A 21,226-nucleotide genomic window follows, 5' to 3' on the forward strand; every position below is an offset into this window, starting at 1 on the left:
ATATATAGTCGTAAAAAGTTAGAATTATTTAATTAAGAAATTGAATTTATCCATATTCTTAAGGGCAATACCTGTTCCGCGAACAACAGCCCTCAACGGATCTTCAGCAACAAATACAGGAAGTCCTGTTTTCTTGTGAATTCTGTCTGCAAGACCTCTTAATAACGCACCACCTCCGGCAAGATAAATACCTGTTTTATAAATATCGGCAGCCAATTCCGGTGGAGTAAGAGAAAGGGTTTCCATTACAGCGTCTTCAATTCTGATAATAGATTTGTCTAATGCACGTGCAATCTCTTTGTATCCAACCATAATTTCTTTTGGCTTACCTGTGATAAGGTCTCTCCCTTGTACAGGGATATCCTCGATATCTACATCAAGATCTTCAACAGCAGAACCTACTTCAATTTTAATTCTTTCAGCAGTTCTTTCTCCGATATAAAGGTTATGGTGAGTTCTTAAGTAATAAGCAATATCATTGGTAAATACATCGCCTGCAATTTTCACAGATTTATCACATACGATACCTCCTAAAGCTACTACAGCAATTTCCGTAGTACCTCCGCCTATATCAATGATCATGTTTCCTTCAGGCTTCTGTACGTCGATACCAACTCCTATTGCAGCTGCCATTGGCTCATAAATCAACCTTACTTCTTTGGCGTTGACTTTCTGGGCAGAATCTCTTACCGCTCTTTTTTCAACTTCAGTGATGCCAGAAGGAATACAGATTACAATTCGTAATGCAGGTTGAATGAATTTACCTTTGATCCCCGGAATTTTTTTGATAAATTCCTTAATCATGTGTTCAGAAGCGTGGAAATCAGCAATAACACCGTCTTTCAAAGGACGAATGGTTTTGATATCCTCATGAGTTTTCCCTTGCATATGCTTAGCCTGCTCACCTACAGCAATGGGCTTACCCGACGAACGTTCAATTGCAACAATTGAAGGTTGATCAATAACAATTTTATTATTATGGATGATAAGGGTATTAGCTGTTCCCAGGTCTATCGCAATTTCTTGCGTAAACATATCAAATAAACTCATATTTTTCTTCTGATTTTAAGTTTACAAAGATATAAATTTAACACTACTAAAGAAATTTCGCAACAACTTAATTTGGTTAAAATTTTATTAAAATTTATAATTCTTTATTAACTTTTAGTTTAGACATTTACAGAGTTTGAGTTCAACTAAAATTAACGGCGTGTCTGAAGAGCAAAAACAGATAAATCTTCAAAGACCAAAGCTGTGAAGGCAGCTGAAGCTGTACAAATTTAAACCGGGTGCTGATTTGAAAGGTAAAAGGCTGTAGTTTTTAGTCATTCACGCTTACCTTTCTGTCGTAATCTTATAGTTTTTTACGATAATTATCATATACACTATCAGAAGGTCATTAATTAAAAAAAGCGTAAATTTGCGACTGCTTATGTTACAGTACTCCAACATCCATCAAACATCGAATTTTGCTGTGCTTTCCATCAGCTATGAGAAAGCCGATGTAGAAACGAGAGGAAAGTTTGCATTTTTTGACGAAAACATCAAAAATTTTGTTTCCCGGGTCCATGAAGAAGATCTTGGAGATGCCTTTGTGGTTTCCACATGTAACAGGACTGAAATTTATACTACCACTTCCAATTATCTGCTGATTGCAGAAGAATACTGCAAAACAATCGGGGTACACCTTACGGATTTTCTTCAGTTTGCCAATATTCTTACCAAAGAGGAGGCCTTAATCCATCTTTTCAGGGTGGCAGCCGGTCTTGAAAGTCAGATTATCGGAGATTTTGAAATTATCGGTCAGATCAAAAAAGCCTACAATCGTTTTAAGAAAGAAAGACAAAATTCTAATCCATATCTTGAAAGAGCGATCAACGCTGCAATTCAGATTTCAAAAAGGATAAAGAATGAAACCGGTATTTCCAATGGTGCTGCTTCCGTTTCATATGCTGCCGTTCACTATATTTTAAATAGCCAGAAGAGAATTGCTGAAAAAAACATTCTTCTTTTAGGAGTGGGTGAAATCGGGCAGAATACTGTCGAAAATCTGGTAAAGCATGTGTTCCAGCCTAAAATTAAAATTGCCAACAGAACTCAGGAGAAAGCAGAAAAGATTTCCCAGAAGTATAATATTCCTCATGTTGATTATTCTGATTTTGACAAGGAATTAAAGAATACAGATATTCTTATTGTTGCAACAGGAGCAAAACACCCTATTGTCAACCAGTCTCATTTCCCGAACGGAAAAGAAACCTTAGTAATAGATCTTTCAATTCCTCATAATGTTGAAAAAAATGTTACTGAAAACGAAAATGTAACCCTGATTGACGTTGATGAGCTTTCAAAACAGATCCAGGAGACGATCCAGCAACGCGAGCGGGAAATCCCAAAAGCGGAAAAGATCATCAAGGAACTGATGAAAGATTTCATTGAATGGGAAAAAAAGAGAAAGCTTGCACCAAACATTCATCATTTCAAAGCCGTTTTAAAAAATATGGAACGTAATGAAATGCATAATTTTTATAAAAAGAATAAATATATAAACATCACGGATATGGAACTTTCCGATAAAATGATCCAGAAAATCACCAACCGTTTTGCAAAATATATTATTGATAACCCTTTAAAAGCCGAAGAAATTAGTAAATTAATGCACGAAATATTAGTTGAACAACCAAACAACGAATTCAATGAAAAGCATTAGAATTGGAACCAGAAATTCCGCACTTGCACTTTGGCAGGCTAGAGAGGTTGCGAGGCACCTTCAGAACAACAATTATTTAACGGAGATTGTTCCTATCGTTTCTTCCGGCGATAAGAACCTCAATCAACCTTTATACTCTTTAGGAATTACCGGAGTATTTACAAGGGATCTCGATATCGCATTATTAAATGACGAGATCGATATTGCTGTACACTCATTAAAGGACGTTCCCACTCAATTACCTCAGAATATTGAGATGATCGCCTATCTTGAAAGAGATTTCCCTCAGGATATCCTCATCAGAAAAGAATCTGCAAGAAATAAAGAATTCCACGAACTAAAACTGGCGACAAGCAGCTTAAGGAGGAGAGCATTTTGGTTAAGAAATTATCCTAATGCAGAGTTTTCAGACATTCGTGGAAACATTCAGACAAGGCTTCAAAAACTGGAAGACGAAAATTTTGATGCCACCATTTTATCATTGGCAGGCATCAAAAGAATGAAGATGGAAATTGATTATGAAATGCTTCCATTAATGATTTCGGCTCCATCGCAAGGTGTTATTGCCGTTGCCGGACATACCGACAAACCGGAGATCAACGAAATCCTGAAGCAAATCAATCACCAGCCGACACAAATCTGTGTGGAGATTGAAAGAAATTTCCTGAGCACTTTGGAAGGTGGCTGTACTGCTCCGATCGGAGCTTTTGCAGAAATCATTGCGGATCAGATACGCTTTAAAGCGGCACTATGCTCATTAGACGGCAAAAATTGCATTGCCATCGATGAAAATTTTGAGTATGGTACTGATGAGAATTTTGGCGAAAAATACGCAAAAGTAGTTCTTGAAAACGGCGGAAAAGAATTGATGGCAGAAATCAAAAGCCAGATCTAGGACTATTTTACTTTCAATAGTCCGGATTTTACTATCAGTTTCCAATAATTTTTTTTTTCCAGTTGTAAATGTAAAGGCATGAAAATCTTATTTACCAAAAATATAGACCAATCTATTATATCCAAAGAATTAGGAGAAGATATTCTGGTTGACTGTACCGAGGTGATCAAGACCAGGCCTATTACGATCAATCCTTTTGATCTGAAAAACTATTCCCTTATTTTCACAAGCGTAAATGGTGTCACTTCTTTTTTTAAAAACCTGTTTAAGCCCAATGAAGATTTTACGGCCAAAAACTACAATAAAATCTATTGTGTAGGTGAGAAGACCAAAAGGGAATTACGAAAACATGGTTTCGGAACGTTTAAGGTACTGAAGAATGCAGATGCTCTTTCCCGATTTATTATCGGAAACTGCCAACATGAGCAGTTCCTTCACTTCTGTGGCAATCTGGCGATCAATGTCCTGGATAACGAACTTCCCCTACAGAATATAAAGTATAAAAAGATTACCGTTTATAATACCGAGGAAATCAATCCTTTAATACCTGAAAAATATCATGCTGCAGTCTTTTTTAGTCCAAGCGGAGTTCGTAGTTTTGCAAGGCGAAATTCTCTGGAAGGCATGACGTTATTTTCAATAGGTGAAACCACTTCCGGTGAGTTGAGAAATTATACTCAGGAAAAAATTTTTACTTCCGAAGAAAATACCCTTACCTCTATCTTTGAACTGATAAGAAAGGAGCTTGGAAGTAAAATTTAAATATTGTCTACCGAACCTGAACGGTAGTATTAGTTTAAATAGATTATGATTAAAAACGACCTATATTTAAAAGCACTTCGCGGAGAAACCGTTGAAAGACCTCCTGTCTGGATGATGAGGCAGGCTGGAAGATATCTGCCGGAATTCATTGCTCTCAGAGACAAATACGATTTCTTTACAAGATGTCAGACGCCTGAACTTGCCGCTGAAATTACTTTACAGCCGATACGCAGATTTCCTCTGGATGCCGCGATTCTGTTTTCTGATATCCTGGTAGTTCCTCAGGCAATGGGGATCGATTTCAAAATGAAGGAATCTGTAGGCCCATGGCTGGATACTCCGATCAGGACAATGGAACAGGTCCAGAATATTGTAACTCCGGATGTAAATGACACCTTAGGATACGTTTTTGATGCTATTGAACTTACTCTTCAGAAACTTGACAATGAGATCCCATTGATCGGTTTTGCCGGTTCTCCATGGACGATTCTTTGTTATTGTGTAGAAGGAAAAGGGAGCAAGGCATTTGATATTGCTAAGTCTTTCTGTTTCCAACAGCCAGAGGCTGCTCATTTATTATTACAAAAGATTACAGATACTACGATTGCTTATTTAAAGAGAAAAGTAGAGAAGGGAGTTTCTGCTGTACAGGTATTCGATTCGTGGGGAGGAATGCTTTCTCCGACTGATTATCAGGAATTCTCATGGCAATACATCAATCAGATCGTAGAAGCCCTGAGCCCGCTTACCCATGTTGTTGTATTCGGGAAAGGATGCTGGTTTGCTTTAGAAGATATGACCATGTCTAAAGCTTCTGCTCTTGGGGTTGACTGGACTATTAAGCCGGAATTCGCAAGAACTCTGACCAACCACACAATGACTCTGCAAGGCAACTTTGATCCTGCAAGACTACATTCAACCCCTGAAACCATCAGGAAAATGGTGAATGAAATGATCAACCGTTTCGGAAAAGACAGATATATCGCCAACCTTGGCCATGGAATTTTACCTAATGTACCGGTTGAAAATGCAGAAGCTTTCATCAGAGCTGTAGTAGACTGGAAGCCTAACCTGTAAGATAATTACTTTTTACAAATAAATAGTAAAACCCTGTCATTTTTGTGGCGGGGGTTTTAATTTATAATCAGGTATTTATTTTGGATAATCATATTATTATGAATGCTTTGTCAATATTATATTTATCTTTGATTATTAATACCTTAAATCATTAGTATGAAAAAATTAAACAAAGACAAAATGAAAAGCATCATGGCAGGAGGAGAAATCTGCCTGGAGTGTGCAATCGGTTATCACCAGGTTATTATCAACGGCAGATGCCTATGCGTTGAAGATTAAAAAAAGCAGCTGAATCAGCTGCTTTTTTATTTTTTATGCTAACATTCGTTGCGCTTTTTTAACCCCTTCGACAAGAAGGTCGATCTCCTCAAAAGTATTATACACTGCAAAACTGGCTCTTACCGTTCCTGCAATATTAAAGAAATCCATAATAGGTTGTGTACAGTGATGTCCTGTTCTTACAGCAATACCCATTTTGTCGAGAATCATACCTACATCGGAAGAAATTCCCACTCCTTCCAGATTAAAAGAAACTACACCGGTTCTTTTTGCTTTTTCACCATATACTTTAAGTCCTTCTATTTCCAAAAGTTGTCTTTGAGCATATTCCAGCAAAGCATTTTCATGATTCTGAATATTCTGGTGCCCTACTTTATTCATAAAATCAACAGCAGCACCCAGGGCAATGTTTCCTCCTACATTTGGTGTTCCAGCTTCATATTTGAAAGGAAGCCCGGCATACGTAGTTCCATCAAAAGAACAGGTAGCAATCATCTCTCCTCCTCCGTGGAATGGCGGCAATGCTTCTAAAATTTCTCTTTTTCCATATAAAACTCCTGTTCCCATCGGAGCATACATTTTATGTCCTGAAAATACAAAGAAATCACAATCCATTTTCTGAACATCAATATTGAAGTGCGGTGCAGATTGCGCCCCATCAATTACAATATAGGCATCTGTATTTTTTCTTGTCTTTGCAATAATTTCTTCAACAGGATTTACAATTCCCAAGGCATTGGAGACCTGGTTTACAGAAACCACCTTTGTCTTTTCGCTCAAAAATTCATCAAAATATTGCATCTGAAGAATACCATTTTCATCGATAGGAATAACACGAAGCTTAGCTCCTGTTCTTTCACACAACAACTGCCATGGAACAATATTAGAATGATGCTCCAGATAAGAAATGATAATTTCATCATCTTTTTGCAGTTTCTGAGTTAAAATATAGGCGATGAGGTTCAAACCTTCCGTTGTTCCTTTGGTAAAGATAACTTCAAAGTCATGCTCAGCATTAATGAACTTCTGAATTTTTCTTCTTGAAAGCTCCATTTCTTCTGTAGCCAGCTGGCTCAGTGTATGGATGCCTCTGTGAACATTAGCGTTAAGCTCTGTATAGTATGCGTGACAGACTTCTAAAACCGAATTTGGCTTTTGAGATGTAGCTGCATTATCCAGATAAACCAGGGGTTTACCATTCACTTCTCTGTTCAATATAGAAAACTGGCTTCTTATTTCCTGAATGTCAAACATTTATTTATTTTTTAAATTAAAACGTCCTTATTTAGAACTCTTCAAATTTACGGCTTTTTTTCCGAAAGGACGCATCAGGTTGTAAGGTGATCGTTATCAGTTGATAGAAAAATTCGATGCTTTAAAGTGAGTAAAGCTTTAGAGAACAAAAAGCAAAAAAAACCTGCCAAAAATTGACAGGTTTTATATTGTTACATAAGCAATGCTTATTCTGCAGATTTTTCTTCTGTTGTTGGAACATCAGGAGATTGAGTTGCAACTTCTTCTGCTTCTTCTTCATCCTCATCATCCATTGCTGCAGCACCACCTTTCATTGCATTTCTAGACATCTTAACAGCAACTACTACTGCGTTGTCCGGGTGCATGAAAGAATATCCTTCTGTTTTGATACCACCGATGTAAAGTTTGTTACCAATTCTTAATGGAGTAACATCTACAACGATTTCGTCAGGAAGGTTAGCAGGGATAGCTTTTACTTTTAGTTTTCTGAAAGACTGACGTAAAACACCACCAGCAACAACACCTTTTGAACGACCTGTAATTCTTACCGGAACTTCCATGATAACTGGCTTATCGTCAGATAACTGGTAGAAGTCTACGTGAAGAATTTTGTCTGTGATTGGGTGAAACTGAATATCCTGAAGAACAGCTGGAATTGTTTTTCCGTCAACTTCAATAGATACCGTGTGTGCTTCAGGAGTGTATACTAATCCTTTGAAAGCTCTCTCTTCAGCAGAGAAGTTTAAAGGTGCTTCACCTCCATAAACAACACAAGGAACTAATTCAGCATCACGTAAAGCTTTTGTAGACTTTTTGCCCACGCTTTCTCTTTTTGTACCTTGAATTGTAATAGATTTCATTTATAAAAAATTTAAAAAATTGTTCTAATTTTAATTTGCAAATCACTTAAAATCAATTAAATAACAAATTTACTACTGATTGATTTATGCTCATGAACCATTGTCATAACGTCTGCAAATAACGGGGCGCAAGATAGCACTTTTATTTTAGATGACAAATTATTTTTAACAGGAATTGAGTCAGTTACAATAACTTCCAGAATTTTTGAATTCTCAATATTCTCGTAAGCCTTTCCTGAAAGCACTCCGTGAGTAGCCATAGCTCTTACGGTTTTAGCACCCTTCTCAATTAAAATATCTGCGGCTTTGCAAAGGGTACCGGCAGTATCAATCATATCATCAATAAGGATAACATTTTTACCGGTCACATCTCCAATAAGGAACATTTCCTCTACAACGTTTGCCTTTTTTCTTTCTTTGTAAGCAATTACTACTTCTGCGCCAAGGTGACCGGCATAGTTTTTAGCTCTTTTTGCACCTCCCATATCCGGAGAAGCAATCGTAAGATCTTCAAGATTCAGAGATCTGATGTAATCCACAAAAATAGTAGATGCATACAAGTGATCTACAGGAATTTCGAAGAACCCCTGAATCTGATCAGCGTGAAGATCCATAGTCATTATTCTTGTAGCACCCGCTGCTGTAAGAAGGTTGGCAACTAGCTTAGCCCCGATTGGTGCTCTTGGCTTGTCTTTTCTGTCTTGTCTTGCAAGTCCGAAATAAGGAATTACCACTGTAATGCTCTTTGCAGAAGCTCTTTTCGCTGCATCAATCATTAAAAGAAGTTCCAAAAGATTGTCTGCAGGAGGGAACGTGGATCCGATTAGGAAAACTCTTCCTCCTCTTACAGATTCATCTAAAACAGGCTCAAATTCACCATCGCTGAACTCCTGAAAGTTGATTTTTCCTAATTCTTTCCCATAATGCTGGGCAATTTTTTCCGCCAAGTCCCTGCTGGTTCTTGTACAAAATAGATAACTTAACTGATCGGCCATTTTTACTTTTTAAAAGATTTTGCAAATTTAAAAAAAAACCACAAGAATTACTCCTGTGGTTTCTAAGTTTTTATTTTATCAATTATTACGGGAATTTAACTCCTGAATATTTGTTAGCATCTACAAGTGGAAGCGAAGAGCTGTACGTAGCATTTATTGATTTAATAAATTCATTGGCAATCACTCCATATCCTCTACCTGTTAAATGAACTCCATCCAGTGAAAATGCTCCGCCGGATACAAATTTCGCAGTATATCTTACGCCATCCCAAACAATCCCTGAGTTAGTAGCCAGTTCTTTTAATTTTGCATTCGCATCTACAAAAGCATAACCCTGTGATGTAGCAGCAGCCTTAATAGCTACGTTATACGCATCAATTGCCGTATTGATCTCTGTAATTTCAGATGGTACTAGTATATATCTGTCTGCGAATGGATAAGCCACCCCTTTTGCACCAAGAGATGCAGGTATTCCTACTGGAAGTGTCTCTAGTTTTCCGATTTCCGCTTTCGTTGTTAAAGGAACAAGATCGCCTGATTTTGCCTGTCTTGCCTGTCCGTAAGTCGCTCCAAGATAAGCAGCCAGAGCTATTAAAGTAGGATTTCCGGAACCTGCAGCTGCTGCAGTAATTTGTACTTTAAGATCCGGGATACTCTCATCTTTAATCAACAACGGATTAGCGGCAGTCTTCGAAAGAGGCTTAATTCTATCTCCAGCTCCGATTGCGGTTAAAATCTGACTTAACGGTCCGTATAAATTTTTATTCAAATCATCGATTACTGCTTCTCCTGCAGCAACATTCCCTTTCCCAAGAACAGCAGCCGTCAGTGGATTAGTAGGAATCGTTGTCAAAGCAGGAACTGAAGTCACACTCGGAATATTGGCAATCACCCCTTTAGCTTTTGTACCTGCTATCTGTGCAACGAGTGCGTTATAATACTGTGCAAACTGTGCAGGCGGCGTCAGTGTTTCCACTGAAGAATCCGCACCAGCCAAGGCATATAAAAGCGCATCATTATTTCCAATCCACAAGGAGAAGAAGGTAGGATTTTGCTTTTTAAAATCTGCAATAACAGAGGTATTAGGTTCACTGGCAAACCTTACGAAATAAGGATTAGCCGTTTTTGCTGCAACCCCCTGAACATTTCCGTATCCGGGAGCAAGCAAATGAGCCACTTTAGCTCCAGGAACGCCCAGATTATTAAACGGCCCTGAAAGCACCGTATTGACAACTGTTGTTGCTACATTACCATTAGCATTATCCAGATCAGGGCTGCCATCAACAAATCCTTTAATATAAAGTTTTGTATTGGCGATCTGTAAAGTTGACGTTGATGAAGTTGCTAAAATCAACCCTCCGTTATTATCTGCCATTAGCGGCTGTTTAAAATCTCCGCCTCCTACTAATTTCATCTGTTGGGCAATCATTGATGGATAAGATTCATTTTGTCCATCTATATATAGAGCCCCATCTCTAAATCCGGAAGTCAAAGAATTTCCTAACGCGACATATTTTGTAAAGTCAGCGCTACCTTTTGACACCTGAATATCTTTTACATCATTATCAAAATCTGTCTTACAGCTTGTAACGGTAAAAAGTAGTGCTGAAACAGCTATTGTTGATATTATAATTTTTTTCATAGTCATTCAAATTAAAAAGGATTATACGATAAACCTAGACCGAAATAGAACGCAGTTGCCTTCGCTTGACCGTAAAATCCAAGGTTAGAATTGTTAACATCTCTGGATTTTGGCATTGCATATCCTCCGGCAATATCAATTCCGAATTGTTTTAACTTAAATCCTACCCCACCGGTAAGAACAAACGTATCAAATGAAGGGGTTTCCGGAATAAAGTTTTCGTTGGTATAAGGAGACTCGTCATAATACCCTCCTAAACGTCCATAAATCATATTGGTAAACGCATATTGTGTACCCAATCTGAATGTTTTTGAATTTCTGAAATTCTTAGGATTCACAAGAATGGTAGGATCTGCCTGGTTTCCGATAGGAGCATTGGCAAAATCCAGCGTCAGCTTGCTGTATCTTTCCCACCCATGGTAGTTAAAGTCTGCAGAAACTAACCATTTCGGAGTGATCTTATAGGTTAAACCGATTGTATATTCTTCAACCAAAGGAAGAGTTGCCGTAAATGCATCTTGTCCGGCAGCATTTAACTTCAATAATGAATAAGGAGACTGTGTCGGGAATTTGAAGGTAGCTGTTCCGTTTTTGGCTTTCATATCAATTGCTGAACGGTAGGCAACACTCACATCTAATTTCGGATCAGGTCTGAAGTAGAAACCGAATCCATAACCGTGTCCGGAAGCTCTTTCATCATTAATATTAACCTGTCCATCGAATTGCGTTACGGCTTTATCCCAATCTACTTTACCTCTCGCATAAATATAACTCGCACCAAATGACAACCAAGGGGCAAGCTTCACAGAAACCATCGGTTGGAAATAGTAACTTTTCAGTTCCAGCTTCTGAACCATTTCTTTGCCTTCCCAGTTTTCAGGCCATTTGATTGTACTTCCAAAAGGTGTTGAAAAACTGAAACCTACAGATAGGTTTTCTATTGGTTTATAAGTAATCGCTGCATAGATAGGCGTTCCCAGAGGGTTATCCGTTTCTGTACTCTGTAAAGTATTTAAGTTTTGAAAAGTAACTTTATTACTTGCACCAAACCCTCCTGCTACTACACTCAGCTTGGAAGGTATAAATGACATACCCGCCGGGTTAAAGAATGTCACACTCGCATCTTCGGCATGAGCACTAGTATGCGCCATGGCCAATTGTTTTACCCCTTGCAAGGAAACTCTGAAGCCTCCGGCATAAGATAGAACGCCCGCCAATAAAGCAGTTGATACTAATATTTTTTTCATAGACTGTTATTATATAACCCAAATATAAAATTATTTTGAATACATCTGTTAATATTTGCCAATATTTTAAACAATATACCAAAAGAAAATTATGTTTAAAATAACACTTAAAGAAAAAAAGATTACAAAACCATAGATATTAAGCCTTTAAACAGTATGAACAAAAACAATCTATCAGAATGTTTAAGATTAAACAATGGTTTAATTTAACGAAATATAAGCTATAGAAAAGCGAAGGATTACAGACTCCCTATATCAAATGTTAATTTTAGCAAATCTACTTAATAAATTTCCGGAAGACGTTCTACTGATGGTAAAAAAAATGTTAATTTTTTCAGCCTCTTATAATTCCTTATACATAGGCTTCCTCTTACTTATTTGTTAAAAGATAATAATGTTTTAGCCTGAATTCAGGTTATTTAATTATTTTAGAATTGCATAAAGATAAAAATACATAAATTTGCAAGATTATAAATAATAGAAATATGAGTTGTGGATGTAAAACATCCGGCGATTCTGCACATTCTTGTGGTCCCAAAAAGACCGCAAATGGCTGTGAAAATGTAAATACCTGCGGGAATAGTTATAAATTAAGTGTTTTTGACTGGCTTTCTAACATCAACAATCCGGCATCTAACAGGTGTGACTTTGTAGAAGTTAGGTTTAAAAATGACAGAAAATCGTTTTATAAGAATGTAAATAATATTCCTTTACATATAGGTAGCGTAGTTACAGTAGAATCAAGTCCGGGACACGATGTAGGCGTAGTAAGCCTTACGGGAGAATTGGTAAAGATTCAGATGAAAAAGAAGAAATTTTCTGAAGAATCAGCCCTTAAAATATACAGACAGGCCAACCAAAAGGATCTTGAGGTATGGCAGGAAGCAAGGAAAAAAGAAGATGGCGTAAAGCTTGAAGCAAGAAAAATTGCTCAAAGACTTGGCCTCGAAATGAAAGTTACCGATGTGGAATACCAAGGCGACTCTTCGAAAGTAACCTTTTACTATACGGCTGAAAACCGTGTAGACTTCAGACAACTGATTAAAGATTACGCAGGAGCCTTCAGGACTAAAATCGATATGAAACAGATCGGTTTCAGACAGGAAGCGGCAAAAGTAGGTGGAATCGGATCCTGTGGCAGAGAACTTTGCTGCTCAACATGGCTTACAGATTTCAGATCTGTAAATACCAATGTAGCGAGATACCAACAGCTGAGCATCAACCCACAAAAGCTTGCGGGACAATGTGGTAAACTTAAATGCTGTCTTAATTATGAGCTGGATAGCTACCTGGATGCGTTAAGCAATTTCCCTTCTTCTTCGACAACGCTCGATACAGAAAAAGGAAAAGCCTTCTGTATTAAAATAGATGTTTTCAAAAAGAAAATGTGGTTTGCATACGTAGACAGCTCTATCGCATGGTATGATTTTGATATCGATCTTGTGAAAAAACTGATTTCAAAAAATAAAAGAGGAGAAAAAACACCTCCTCTGGAAGATTTGAAACAGCCAGAATCGCCATTGCAAAGTATTGACCTGATCCAGGAAAACAATGTAGACCGCTTCGAAAAGAAAAACAGAGGAAACAGAAACCGAAATAACCAGAATAAGCCCCATAATAATCAGGGACAAAATCAGGGGCAAAAGAAAAACAGACCGGACAGGCAAGAAAGACCGGAACGTTCTGAAAAACCTGAGAACCAAAACGCTCATTCAGGAAACCAGCAAAAACAGCAAAAACCCAATCCGCAACAAAAAGCACCTGTGGTGAAGGTAGAAACTAACAATGCTGATGGCGAGAAAAAACCTCAAAACAACAATCCGAACAAGAAAAAATTTAAAAAGAAATATCCTCCAAAAAAAGATAACAATGCGTAAAATTTTAGGATTATTTTCCCTTATCCTTTTCTTTAGCTGTACCTCTTCTTCTCCGGGAGAAGCCGTCATTATGAACTCTGTTGACAATAAGTGGAACAAGAAAAGTGAGCAAAAATTTAATCTTGAAATTACAGATCCGCAGAATTCTAAAAATATTATATTTGTCGTAAGAAACAACAACAATTACCCTTACAGCAATATAAGGTTTATTGTAAACTTCACCAATCAGCAAAACAAGAAAAAGGAAACAGACACCCTGAATTATGTTTTGGCAAAACCAAATGGAGAATGGCTTGGTACAGGCTTTGGTGACACAAAAGAAACGTTATTTCAGTACAGATTAAAATACAGGTTTCCGGCAAAAGGGAAATATGAAATCGGCCTGATTCAGGCGATGAGAAATGATAACCTTCCGGGAATTGAGGATATTGGGGTAAAAATAGAAACGGCTAAACCGTAACCATAAATGGAAGAAAACAAAAAAAATGCAGGAAATAAGGGGAAAACTTTTCCTCTGCCTCCCAAAAAAAAGAAAAACACCTCCTGGAAAAAATGGGTTTCATTTATTTGGATTGGACTCATTGCAGTAGTTTTAGGAATTTCAGGTCTTTTCTTTGCAGTTTCTCAGGGTTTCCTTGGGGAAATGCCGGATGTAAAAGAACTTGAAAACCCGGACATCTTTGTCGCTTCTGAGATCATTTCTTCAGACGGGGTCATTTTAGGCAAGTTTGAAAAAGAAAAAACACAACCTATTGTGTATAAGGATCTTCCTCCTTATGTTATCTATGCTCTTCAGGCGAAAGAAGACGAACGTTTCAAAGAACACTCAGGAATAGATTTGTATTCTATCGCCAGAGCTGTTGCTTACGGAGGTAAACGTGGTGGTGGTTCTACAATTACCCAGCAGCTTGCAAAGCTTCTCTTCACCGGAAATGCTTCTCAAAATAAAGTTCAAAGAGCGTTTCAGAAACTGAAAGAATGGGTAGTAGCCGTAAGCCTTGAAAAAAGATACACCAAAGAAGAGATCATTACCCTGTATTTCAATAAATTCGACTTCCTTTTCAATGCCAATGGTATTGAAATGGCTTCCAGAGTTTATTTTAACAAAAAAACCTCAGAACTTACATTACCTGAAGCCGCAACATTTGTGGCTATGCTTGAAAATCCAAGAAAAAACAATCCTTACAGATACCCTGAAAAGGCGAAGGAAAGAAGAAATGTTGTACTGGATCAGATGCAGAAAACAGGTTACATCAATGAGGAAACATATCAAAAAGCGATCAATACTCCTGTGGAAGTAGACTTCCACCCTATCAAAAGTATTACCGACGGATATTCCGCTTATTATAAGTTTTACCTGAGAAAAGAGATTGATAAATATCTCGAAACTCACGAAAAAGAAACCGGCAAAAAACTTAATCTTTATAAAGACGGTTTAAAAATATATGTAACCCTTGACTCTAAAATGCAAAAATATGCAGAAGAGGCTATCAAGGAACATTTAACCGATCTTCAGAAAAGATTTGATGCAGAGCAGAGAGGAAGAAAGAACAGACCTTTCTATTACCTTAATGACAAACAGATCAAGGATGTAATGGTTCAGGCCATGAAGAGAACCGGACGTTACAAGCTTCTTAAAGCTGATGGTATGCCTGAAGATTCTATCATGATGGAATTCAAAAAACCGATCAAAACTTCCCGATTCACATGGAACGGAGAAGAAGAGGTAGAAATGTCACCTTGGGACTCCATCAGATATCATAAGCAAATTGCTCAGGCAGGTCTAATGTCTATGGTTCCAGGAACCGGAGAAATCAAAGCCTGGGTAGGAGGTATTGACTGGCAGCACTTCCAGTATGACCACATCAAACAAGGTAAAAGACAGGTAGGATCTACCTTCAAGCCTTTCGTATATGCTACAGCTATTATGAAACTGGGAATGACACCATGTTCTGCCGTTTCCAACGGAACGTATGATCATAACGGATGGCATGTTCCGGGAAGAGGAGGAATGCTTACTTTAAAAGATGCATTGGCACATTCTCAGAACCCTGTTGCCGCCAGACTTATCGAAATGACGGGTGTGGATGCCGTTATCCAGACGGCAAGAGATCTTGGAGTAACAGAAGATATTCCTAGAAACAATACAATTGCCTTAGGTTCGTCAGATATTACTATTTATGAGATGCTAGGTGCTTACAGTACATTCGCCAACTACGGTAACTATAATAAGCCGGAGATGATCTGGAGAATTGAGGACGCCAACGGAAGGGTTATCAAAGAAGTAAATGTAGAACCTAAAGAAGTTATGAACCCGATGTACGCCTACACGATGATTGAACTCATGAAAGGTGTAGCACAATATGGTACCGCTTCCGGCGAATTGGGAAGAAGAGGTATTTCCAAGGCAGTTGAAATTGCAGCTAAAACAGGTACAACACAGAACAACTCCGACGGTTGGTTTATGGGAATCACACCAAAACTGGCAACCGGTGCATGGGTTGGATGGGAAGACAGGGCAACCCACTTCTTTGGGACAGGTGAAGGTCAGGGAGCTAGAATGGCACTACCGATCTGGGCCATCTTCATGAAAAAAGTATGGGCAGACAAAACATTAGGCGTTACACCGGATGATAAATTCACCAAACCTTCAGACTGGAAAGACGGATGCTCAAACCTTAAAGGATTAGGCGGAGGTTACGGAGATGACGGAAGTCTTCAAACCATTGACGAGATCAAAAATCCAAGACCTGTAGACCCGACTCCAAAAAAACCTGCAGAGAAGAAAGAAGAAAATATCAATGAAAATCTTCATTCTAATGATGAAGTAGATTTCAATAAATAAATTCTCTTTTAGAAATATACAAGACCTTTCAATAATTTGGAAGGTCTTTTCTTTTATAATTAATACCTTTGAAGTATGAATATCGAACGTATCAGACAGCCTTTTATCAAGAAATTTCCGGGAGACTTTTCCAATAACCTTACGCAGAGAAATACTCCGAAGGTCTTATTTGCAACCACTCAGCCCGCAGGTTTTGACAAGCCCGCACTCATCGCTTTTAATGAAACACTTGCTGAAGAAATCGGACTGGGGAAATTTGAAGAAAAAGACCTGAACTTTCTGGCAGGAAATCAGCTCCCTGATAACATTCAGACGTATGCAACAGCCTATGCAGGACATCAGTTTGGCAACTGGGCCGGACAGCTTGGAGACGGAAGAGCCATTTTGGCGGGAGAGATCACCAATGAAGCAGGAAAAAAAACGGAGATCCAGTGGAAAGGAGCCGGTGCAACACCCTATTCCAGACACGCAGACGGAAGAGCCGTACTGAGATCTTCTGTTCGGGAATACCTGATGAGCGAAGCCATGTTTCATCTGGGAGTTCCAACCACGCGGGCACTAAGCTTGGTACTGACCGGAGAAGATGTTGTACGTGATATTATGTACAGCGGAAATCCACAATATGAAAAAGGAGCCGTCATTATAAGAACCGCAGAAAGTTTTCTTCGTTTCGGACATTTTGAACTGATGTCTGCCCAGGGAGAATACAAAACATTACAAGATCTCACAGATTTTACGATTGAAAATTATTTTCCGGAGATTACTTCATCAGGCGACCAGAAATACAAAGACTTTTTTGAAAATGTATGCACACGAACAGCCAATTTAATGACCGAATGGTTCAGGGTCGGTTTTGTACATGGCGTGATGAATACAGACAATATGTCGATTTTAGGACTGACAATTGACTACGGACCTTACTCCATGATGGATGAATATGACCTGAACTTCACTCCAAACACTACCGATCTGCCGGGAAGAAGGTATGCATTTGGAAAACAGGGACAAATTTCACAGTGGAATCTCTGGCAACTCGCCAACGCTCTTCACCCATTAGTAAAAGACGAGAAATTTCTCGAAAACACCTTAAATAATTTTGGAAGCTATTTCTGGGAAGCGCACGATAAAATGCTATGCAGAAAGTTCGGATTCGACGAATTACTAAAAGATGACGAAGACTTTTTCACAAGTTGGCAAGGGTTGATGCAGGAACTACAACTGGATTACACTTTATTTTTTAATGTACTTGAAAAGATAAATCCCGAATCTGACCTGCAGAAACTTTTCAGGAATATATCTTATGGCCACTTAAATGATGAAAGTTTAAAAAAGATAAAGGACTTTATAAAGAGATATGAATTGCGATCGGAACTCAACACGATATCAAAAGAAGATTCTGTAGCAATGATGAAAGAATCAAACCCGAAATTCATTCTTAGAAATTATCTGTTATATCAATGTATAGAGGAAATTAACAATGGCAAAACAGAAATGTTGGATAAACTAACCCAGGCTCTGGAAAATCCGTATCAGGAACTTTTCCCTGAATTTTCATCGAAGCGTCCGTCAGGATATGATGATATCGCAGGATGCTCTACTCTTTCCTGCAGTTCGTGACAAAATGTTAAAATAAAACATAAAATACTGATTTTCAATTAACATATCGAATATTTTATTACATTTAACAAAATATTCGATATGAAAAAAGTTATACTTTCTTTAAGTTTGCTATGGGGAACTTATGCGTATTCCCAAACAGTTTTGCTCGATGAGGGCTTTGAATCATATACCAATTTCGCGATCGGCAACTTTGGTACTTGGACGTCATTAGATCTGGATGGCTTAAATACTTACACAGGCGGAGGGCCAGTAGTGGGTGGAGTTGCCTCGCCCTCATGGTCAGCCAACTGGACGAATGCCGGCGCTAAAATGGCTTTTCAGATATTTAACATTTCTGCAAGCAATGCAACCAACAATCTTACATCAACTGCTGCCGATGAAGAAATCCGAAATTTTACTCCGCACGGAGGACAAAAATGTGCCGTTTCCTGGGCTGGAGTTCCCGCAGGTCCTGTTACAGCCAATAACGACTGGCTGATCACTCCTTCCATCACCTTAGGAGCCAGCTCAAATATTTTAACATTCTGGGTAAAGGCATTATCTCCAGATTTTGTAGAAAGCTACAAGGTGGGAGTTTATACAGGAACCGGTAATCCGACATCTGCTGCAAATTTCACCATCATCTCTTCTCCTGCCACATCTACAGCACCTTACACAGACTGGACCCAAGTTACCATCAACTTAGATACGTATGCCGGACAAAGTGTAAAGATCGGGTTTCAATACATGTCGTCAGATAAATATATGTTTATGTTGGATGACGTAAAAATCACAACAGCAGCAACACTTGCCACTATGGAAACATCAAAAACGAAAGCAAGTACAGTGATTTATCCTAACCCGACAACAGGAAAAGTCAATATCAAAACGGACAGGAAAATTACTGCGACAACGGTTATGGACGCCTCAGGAAAAACAATAAACATTGATAAAGACGGGAATACAGATATTTCCGGCCTACCCAAAGGAACCTATCTGATGAAGGTAGATTTCTCCGACGGAAGCTCTGCAACGGAAAAAATAATCAGACAATAATAACAACGTTATACAATCTTTCTGAAACCACCTGAATTGGTGGTTTTTTATTTTACTTTTGCAAAAAATATGATCTGTGTCTTTTATTAAAACAAAATTCATTAATTTTTTAAAGCTGATTTTTCCGTCCTCCTATACAGAACTGGCTGTATTCTTATTTTTCATAATCTGTTATGGAATTCTCGGATCTTACATTGCCATTCATTACAGGATTATTTTTGACAACAGGATTCCCTGGGATGCTTATTTTAGCTTTGATAATAAATCTATCCTCATGACCGGGGGAAGTTTTGAACGCCATCCTTTATCCTATTATTTTTTCAATTGGGTCAGAGAATTTTCATTATTTATTTCAGGTGGAAAAATGGATTCCGGTTTCAGGTTGACGCTGGCGTGGTTAAGCAATATTATCATCAGCCTTACCGTGCTGCAGGTTTTTAAATATCTAAAGAATATCATCAGGCTTCCCTTACGGATAAGCCTACTATTAACCTTCTTTTTCGGTGTGTTTTCAACCAATATCATATTATCTTTTACTCCTGAAAACTTTACATATACACTCTTTTTACTTTCGTTGTACAATCATTATGCAGCCATAAAGCTTGATCGAGAAGAAAAAACACCCGTGGCAGCATTATCACTTGCAGGAATTACGATCGGCGGGCTCACGATAACCAATTTTGTGAAAGTTTTCATCCCTTTACTTTTTGAAAAAAATCTTTTTTCAAGCTGGAAAAAATTCGGAAACGCCGTATTGAGAGTTATGATTGCAACAATTTGTTACCTATTGTTATATCTAAACAGAATCGATTTTAAATACGAGAATATCTTTTCAAAGACCAATCAACAATACGAAAAGTTCTCCAATGTTGAGTCTATGCCGACCTGGGACATGATTCTCTCCTTCTTTTTCGGAGGTAATATTTTGTTTCCCGGTTTTATCATTTCAGATAAACATAATATGAAAGGTTTTGACTTCAAAGGCCTTTATATGGATCTTTATTCATCTGTATTTTCCTATATTTTTATAGGAACTGTACTGATATTGATAAGTTGGAGTTATCTGAAAAATTTTAAAAACAAATGGGTACAGGTTATAATGATTTCTTTTCTTATGGACATCATTATACACTGCATCATGAGATTCGGACTGCATACTTCCTACATTTATGGCGGTCACTTCATCTTTGTCTATCCGTTGCTTATAGGATGGCTATTTTATGCATACGGATCCTCACCTAAAGCACTGTCGTTTTTAACGGTGACGGTAAGTATATTAGTCATCTATCTCCTTGCCAATAACTGGTTCAGAATGTCAGAGTTTTTCTGGTTTATGGATACGTATTACCAATAAAAAAAGCTGAGAAATTTCTCAGCTTTTTTATTATATTTTCAAAATACCTATTTCTTATTTTGCCTCTGCACAGAAAATTCTGTACTGTACGGCTACTGCAGATTTAAAGTATTCTCTGATTTTTGAAAGGTCAGCGGCAGCACTCTGCTTTGTAAAGTAACTTCCCGCAAGAATTTTATAATTCGGTCTCAAAGATGCATCGGTTTCTACTTTCAGATTAGGAAATCTTTTTCTGAAATAGGATTTCACTTCATTCGCTTCCTCATTACTTTTTACCGTTGTAATCTGGATTTTGTATCCTAAAATTCTAGGATTTTTCTTACAAATTTCAGCATTGGTAAGTTCCCTGCTTGGCACATAGATTTTAGGTGGTTTTGTGATCCCACCGGTAGAAATTCCGCTATCAGTATTCCCATAATCTCTGGATGGATTATTGGTGACAACTTTAGAACATTTGCCTTCGATTCCTTCCAAAGCAGTATTTATTTTGGAATCCATCGTGATGACAAGCTCCGTTCCCGAAAGGGTATCTCTCTTAACAACCTGCTGTGCTTCAATACTATAAAAACCAAATAATGATAATACTGAAAATATTTTGATCAAATTTCTCATTTAAACTTGTTTCCGCAAATTTATACAAATTAAAAAACTATACCAAACAGGTTATTTAGAATCAGTACAAATTAACCTTAAATGACATTTTCCCCTTTTTATATGCCGTTAAATTTGTGTTAAAAATATTATTTTTGCGGGATTGATATGTTCAATATTTTACTA

At 37.8% G+C, this 21,226-nt stretch carries 18 protein-coding genes; 11 read left to right on the forward strand and 7 right to left on the reverse strand.

All coding sequences use genetic code 11. The annotated features are described in order from the left end of the window. Positions 1-24 precede the first annotated feature (24 nt). Positions 25-1,050, reverse strand: a complete 1,026-nt coding sequence (locus M030_RS0101830; protein ID WP_002982450.1) for a rod shape-determining protein — start codon at positions 1,048-1,050, stop codon at positions 25-27. 382 nt (positions 1,051-1,432) lie between these two features. On the opposite strand from M030_RS0101830, the gene hemA reads away from it, so the two are divergent. From hemA to M030_RS0101855, 5 genes are all read left to right on the forward strand, one after another. Continuing rightward, a complete protein-coding gene (hemA, locus tag M030_RS0101835) occupies positions 1,433-2,707 on the forward strand; it encodes a glutamyl-tRNA reductase (RefSeq protein WP_027371973.1) in 1,275 nt (424 codons plus the stop codon). Next, positions 2,694-3,602 carry a hydroxymethylbilane synthase gene (hemC, locus tag M030_RS0101840; RefSeq protein ID WP_027371974.1) on the forward strand — a complete coding sequence of 303 codons (909 nt, stop codon included), beginning with the start codon at positions 2,694-2,696 and terminating at the stop codon, positions 3,600-3,602. The genes hemA and hemC overlap by 14 nt, the downstream gene beginning before the upstream one ends. 78 nt (positions 3,603-3,680) lie before the next feature. Beyond that, positions 3,681-4,364 (forward strand): uroporphyrinogen-III synthase, encoded by a 684-nt coding sequence (locus M030_RS0101845; protein WP_027371975.1) that lies wholly within the window; start codon positions 3,681-3,683, stop codon positions 4,362-4,364. A 45-nt stretch (positions 4,365-4,409) separates the two neighbouring features. Next, complete coding sequence (gene hemE / locus M030_RS0101850; RefSeq protein WP_027371976.1) at positions 4,410-5,441, forward strand: uroporphyrinogen decarboxylase; 1,032 nt, start codon at positions 4,410-4,412, stop codon at positions 5,439-5,441. A 156-nt stretch (positions 5,442-5,597) separates the two neighbouring features. After that, a complete protein-coding gene (locus M030_RS0101855; RefSeq protein WP_027371977.1) occupies positions 5,598-5,720 on the forward strand; it encodes a hypothetical protein in 123 nt (40 codons plus the stop codon). A 33-nt stretch (positions 5,721-5,753) separates the two neighbouring features. On the opposite strand, the gene M030_RS0101860 is transcribed toward M030_RS0101855, so the two are convergent. The 5 genes from M030_RS0101860 to M030_RS0101880 all read right to left on the reverse strand — a co-directional run bounded on the left by M030_RS0101860 (position 5,754) and on the right by M030_RS0101880 (position 11,718). Then, positions 5,754-6,974, reverse strand: a complete 1,221-nt coding sequence (locus M030_RS0101860) for an aminotransferase class V-fold PLP-dependent enzyme (protein WP_027371978.1) — start codon at positions 6,972-6,974, stop codon at positions 5,754-5,756. Between the two features lie 206 nt (positions 6,975-7,180). Next, positions 7,181-7,834 (reverse strand): 50S ribosomal protein L25/general stress protein Ctc, encoded by a 654-nt coding sequence (locus tag M030_RS0101865; protein WP_027371979.1) that lies wholly within the window; start codon positions 7,832-7,834, stop codon positions 7,181-7,183. A gap of 56 nt (positions 7,835-7,890) precedes the next feature. Beyond that, positions 7,891-8,829 (reverse strand): ribose-phosphate pyrophosphokinase, encoded by a 939-nt coding sequence (locus tag M030_RS0101870; RefSeq protein ID WP_027371980.1) that lies wholly within the window; start codon positions 8,827-8,829, stop codon positions 7,891-7,893. Between the two features lie 85 nt (positions 8,830-8,914). Continuing rightward, positions 8,915-10,471, reverse strand: a complete 1,557-nt coding sequence (locus M030_RS0101875) for a lipase (RefSeq protein ID WP_027371981.1) — start codon at positions 10,469-10,471, stop codon at positions 8,915-8,917. A gap of 11 nt (positions 10,472-10,482) precedes the next feature. Next, positions 10,483-11,718 (reverse strand): OmpP1/FadL family transporter, encoded by a 1,236-nt coding sequence (locus M030_RS0101880; protein ID WP_027371982.1) that lies wholly within the window; start codon positions 11,716-11,718, stop codon positions 10,483-10,485. A gap of 485 nt (positions 11,719-12,203) precedes the next feature. On the opposite strand from M030_RS0101880, the gene M030_RS0101885 reads away from it, so the two are divergent. The 6 genes from M030_RS0101885 (at position 12,204) to M030_RS0101910 (ending at position 20,449) form a co-directional block, all read left to right on the forward strand. Then, positions 12,204-13,595 (forward strand): stage 0 sporulation family protein, encoded by a 1,392-nt coding sequence (locus tag M030_RS0101885; protein WP_027371983.1) that lies wholly within the window; start codon positions 12,204-12,206, stop codon positions 13,593-13,595. Next, positions 13,588-14,055 carry a gliding motility lipoprotein GldH gene (locus tag M030_RS0101890; protein ID WP_027371984.1) on the forward strand — a complete coding sequence of 156 codons (468 nt, stop codon included), beginning with the start codon at positions 13,588-13,590 and terminating at the stop codon, positions 14,053-14,055. The genes M030_RS0101885 and M030_RS0101890 overlap by 8 nt, the downstream gene beginning before the upstream one ends. Before the next feature lie 6 nt (positions 14,056-14,061). After that, entirely contained in the window at positions 14,062-16,440 is a 2,379-nt protein-coding gene (locus tag M030_RS0101895; protein ID WP_027371985.1) for a penicillin-binding protein 1A, read from the forward strand. Positions 16,441-16,515: 75 nt separating this feature from the next. Then, positions 16,516-18,057 (forward strand): protein adenylyltransferase SelO, encoded by a 1,542-nt coding sequence (locus M030_RS0101900; RefSeq protein ID WP_027371986.1) that lies wholly within the window; start codon positions 16,516-16,518, stop codon positions 18,055-18,057. An 81-nt stretch (positions 18,058-18,138) separates the two neighbouring features. Next, positions 18,139-19,095, forward strand: a complete 957-nt coding sequence (locus M030_RS0101905; RefSeq protein WP_027371987.1) for a T9SS-dependent choice-of-anchor J family protein — start codon at positions 18,139-18,141, stop codon at positions 19,093-19,095. Between the two features lie 76 nt (positions 19,096-19,171). After that, entirely contained in the window at positions 19,172-20,449 is a 1,278-nt protein-coding gene (locus M030_RS0101910; protein ID WP_228375174.1) for a DUF6080 domain-containing protein, read from the forward strand. A gap of 54 nt (positions 20,450-20,503) precedes the next feature. Here the strand turns inward: M030_RS0101910 and M030_RS0101915 are convergent, their stop codons facing one another. Then, positions 20,504-21,061 carry an SPOR domain-containing protein gene (locus M030_RS0101915; RefSeq protein WP_027371989.1) on the reverse strand — a complete coding sequence of 186 codons (558 nt, stop codon included), beginning with the start codon at positions 21,059-21,061 and terminating at the stop codon, positions 20,504-20,506. Between the last annotated feature and the right edge of the window lie 165 nt (positions 21,062-21,226).

It is taken from the genome of Chryseobacterium sp. UNC8MFCol (genome assembly GCF_000482305.1).
Taxonomy (GTDB): Bacteria; Bacteroidota; Bacteroidia; order Flavobacteriales; family Weeksellaceae; genus Chryseobacterium; species Chryseobacterium indologenes.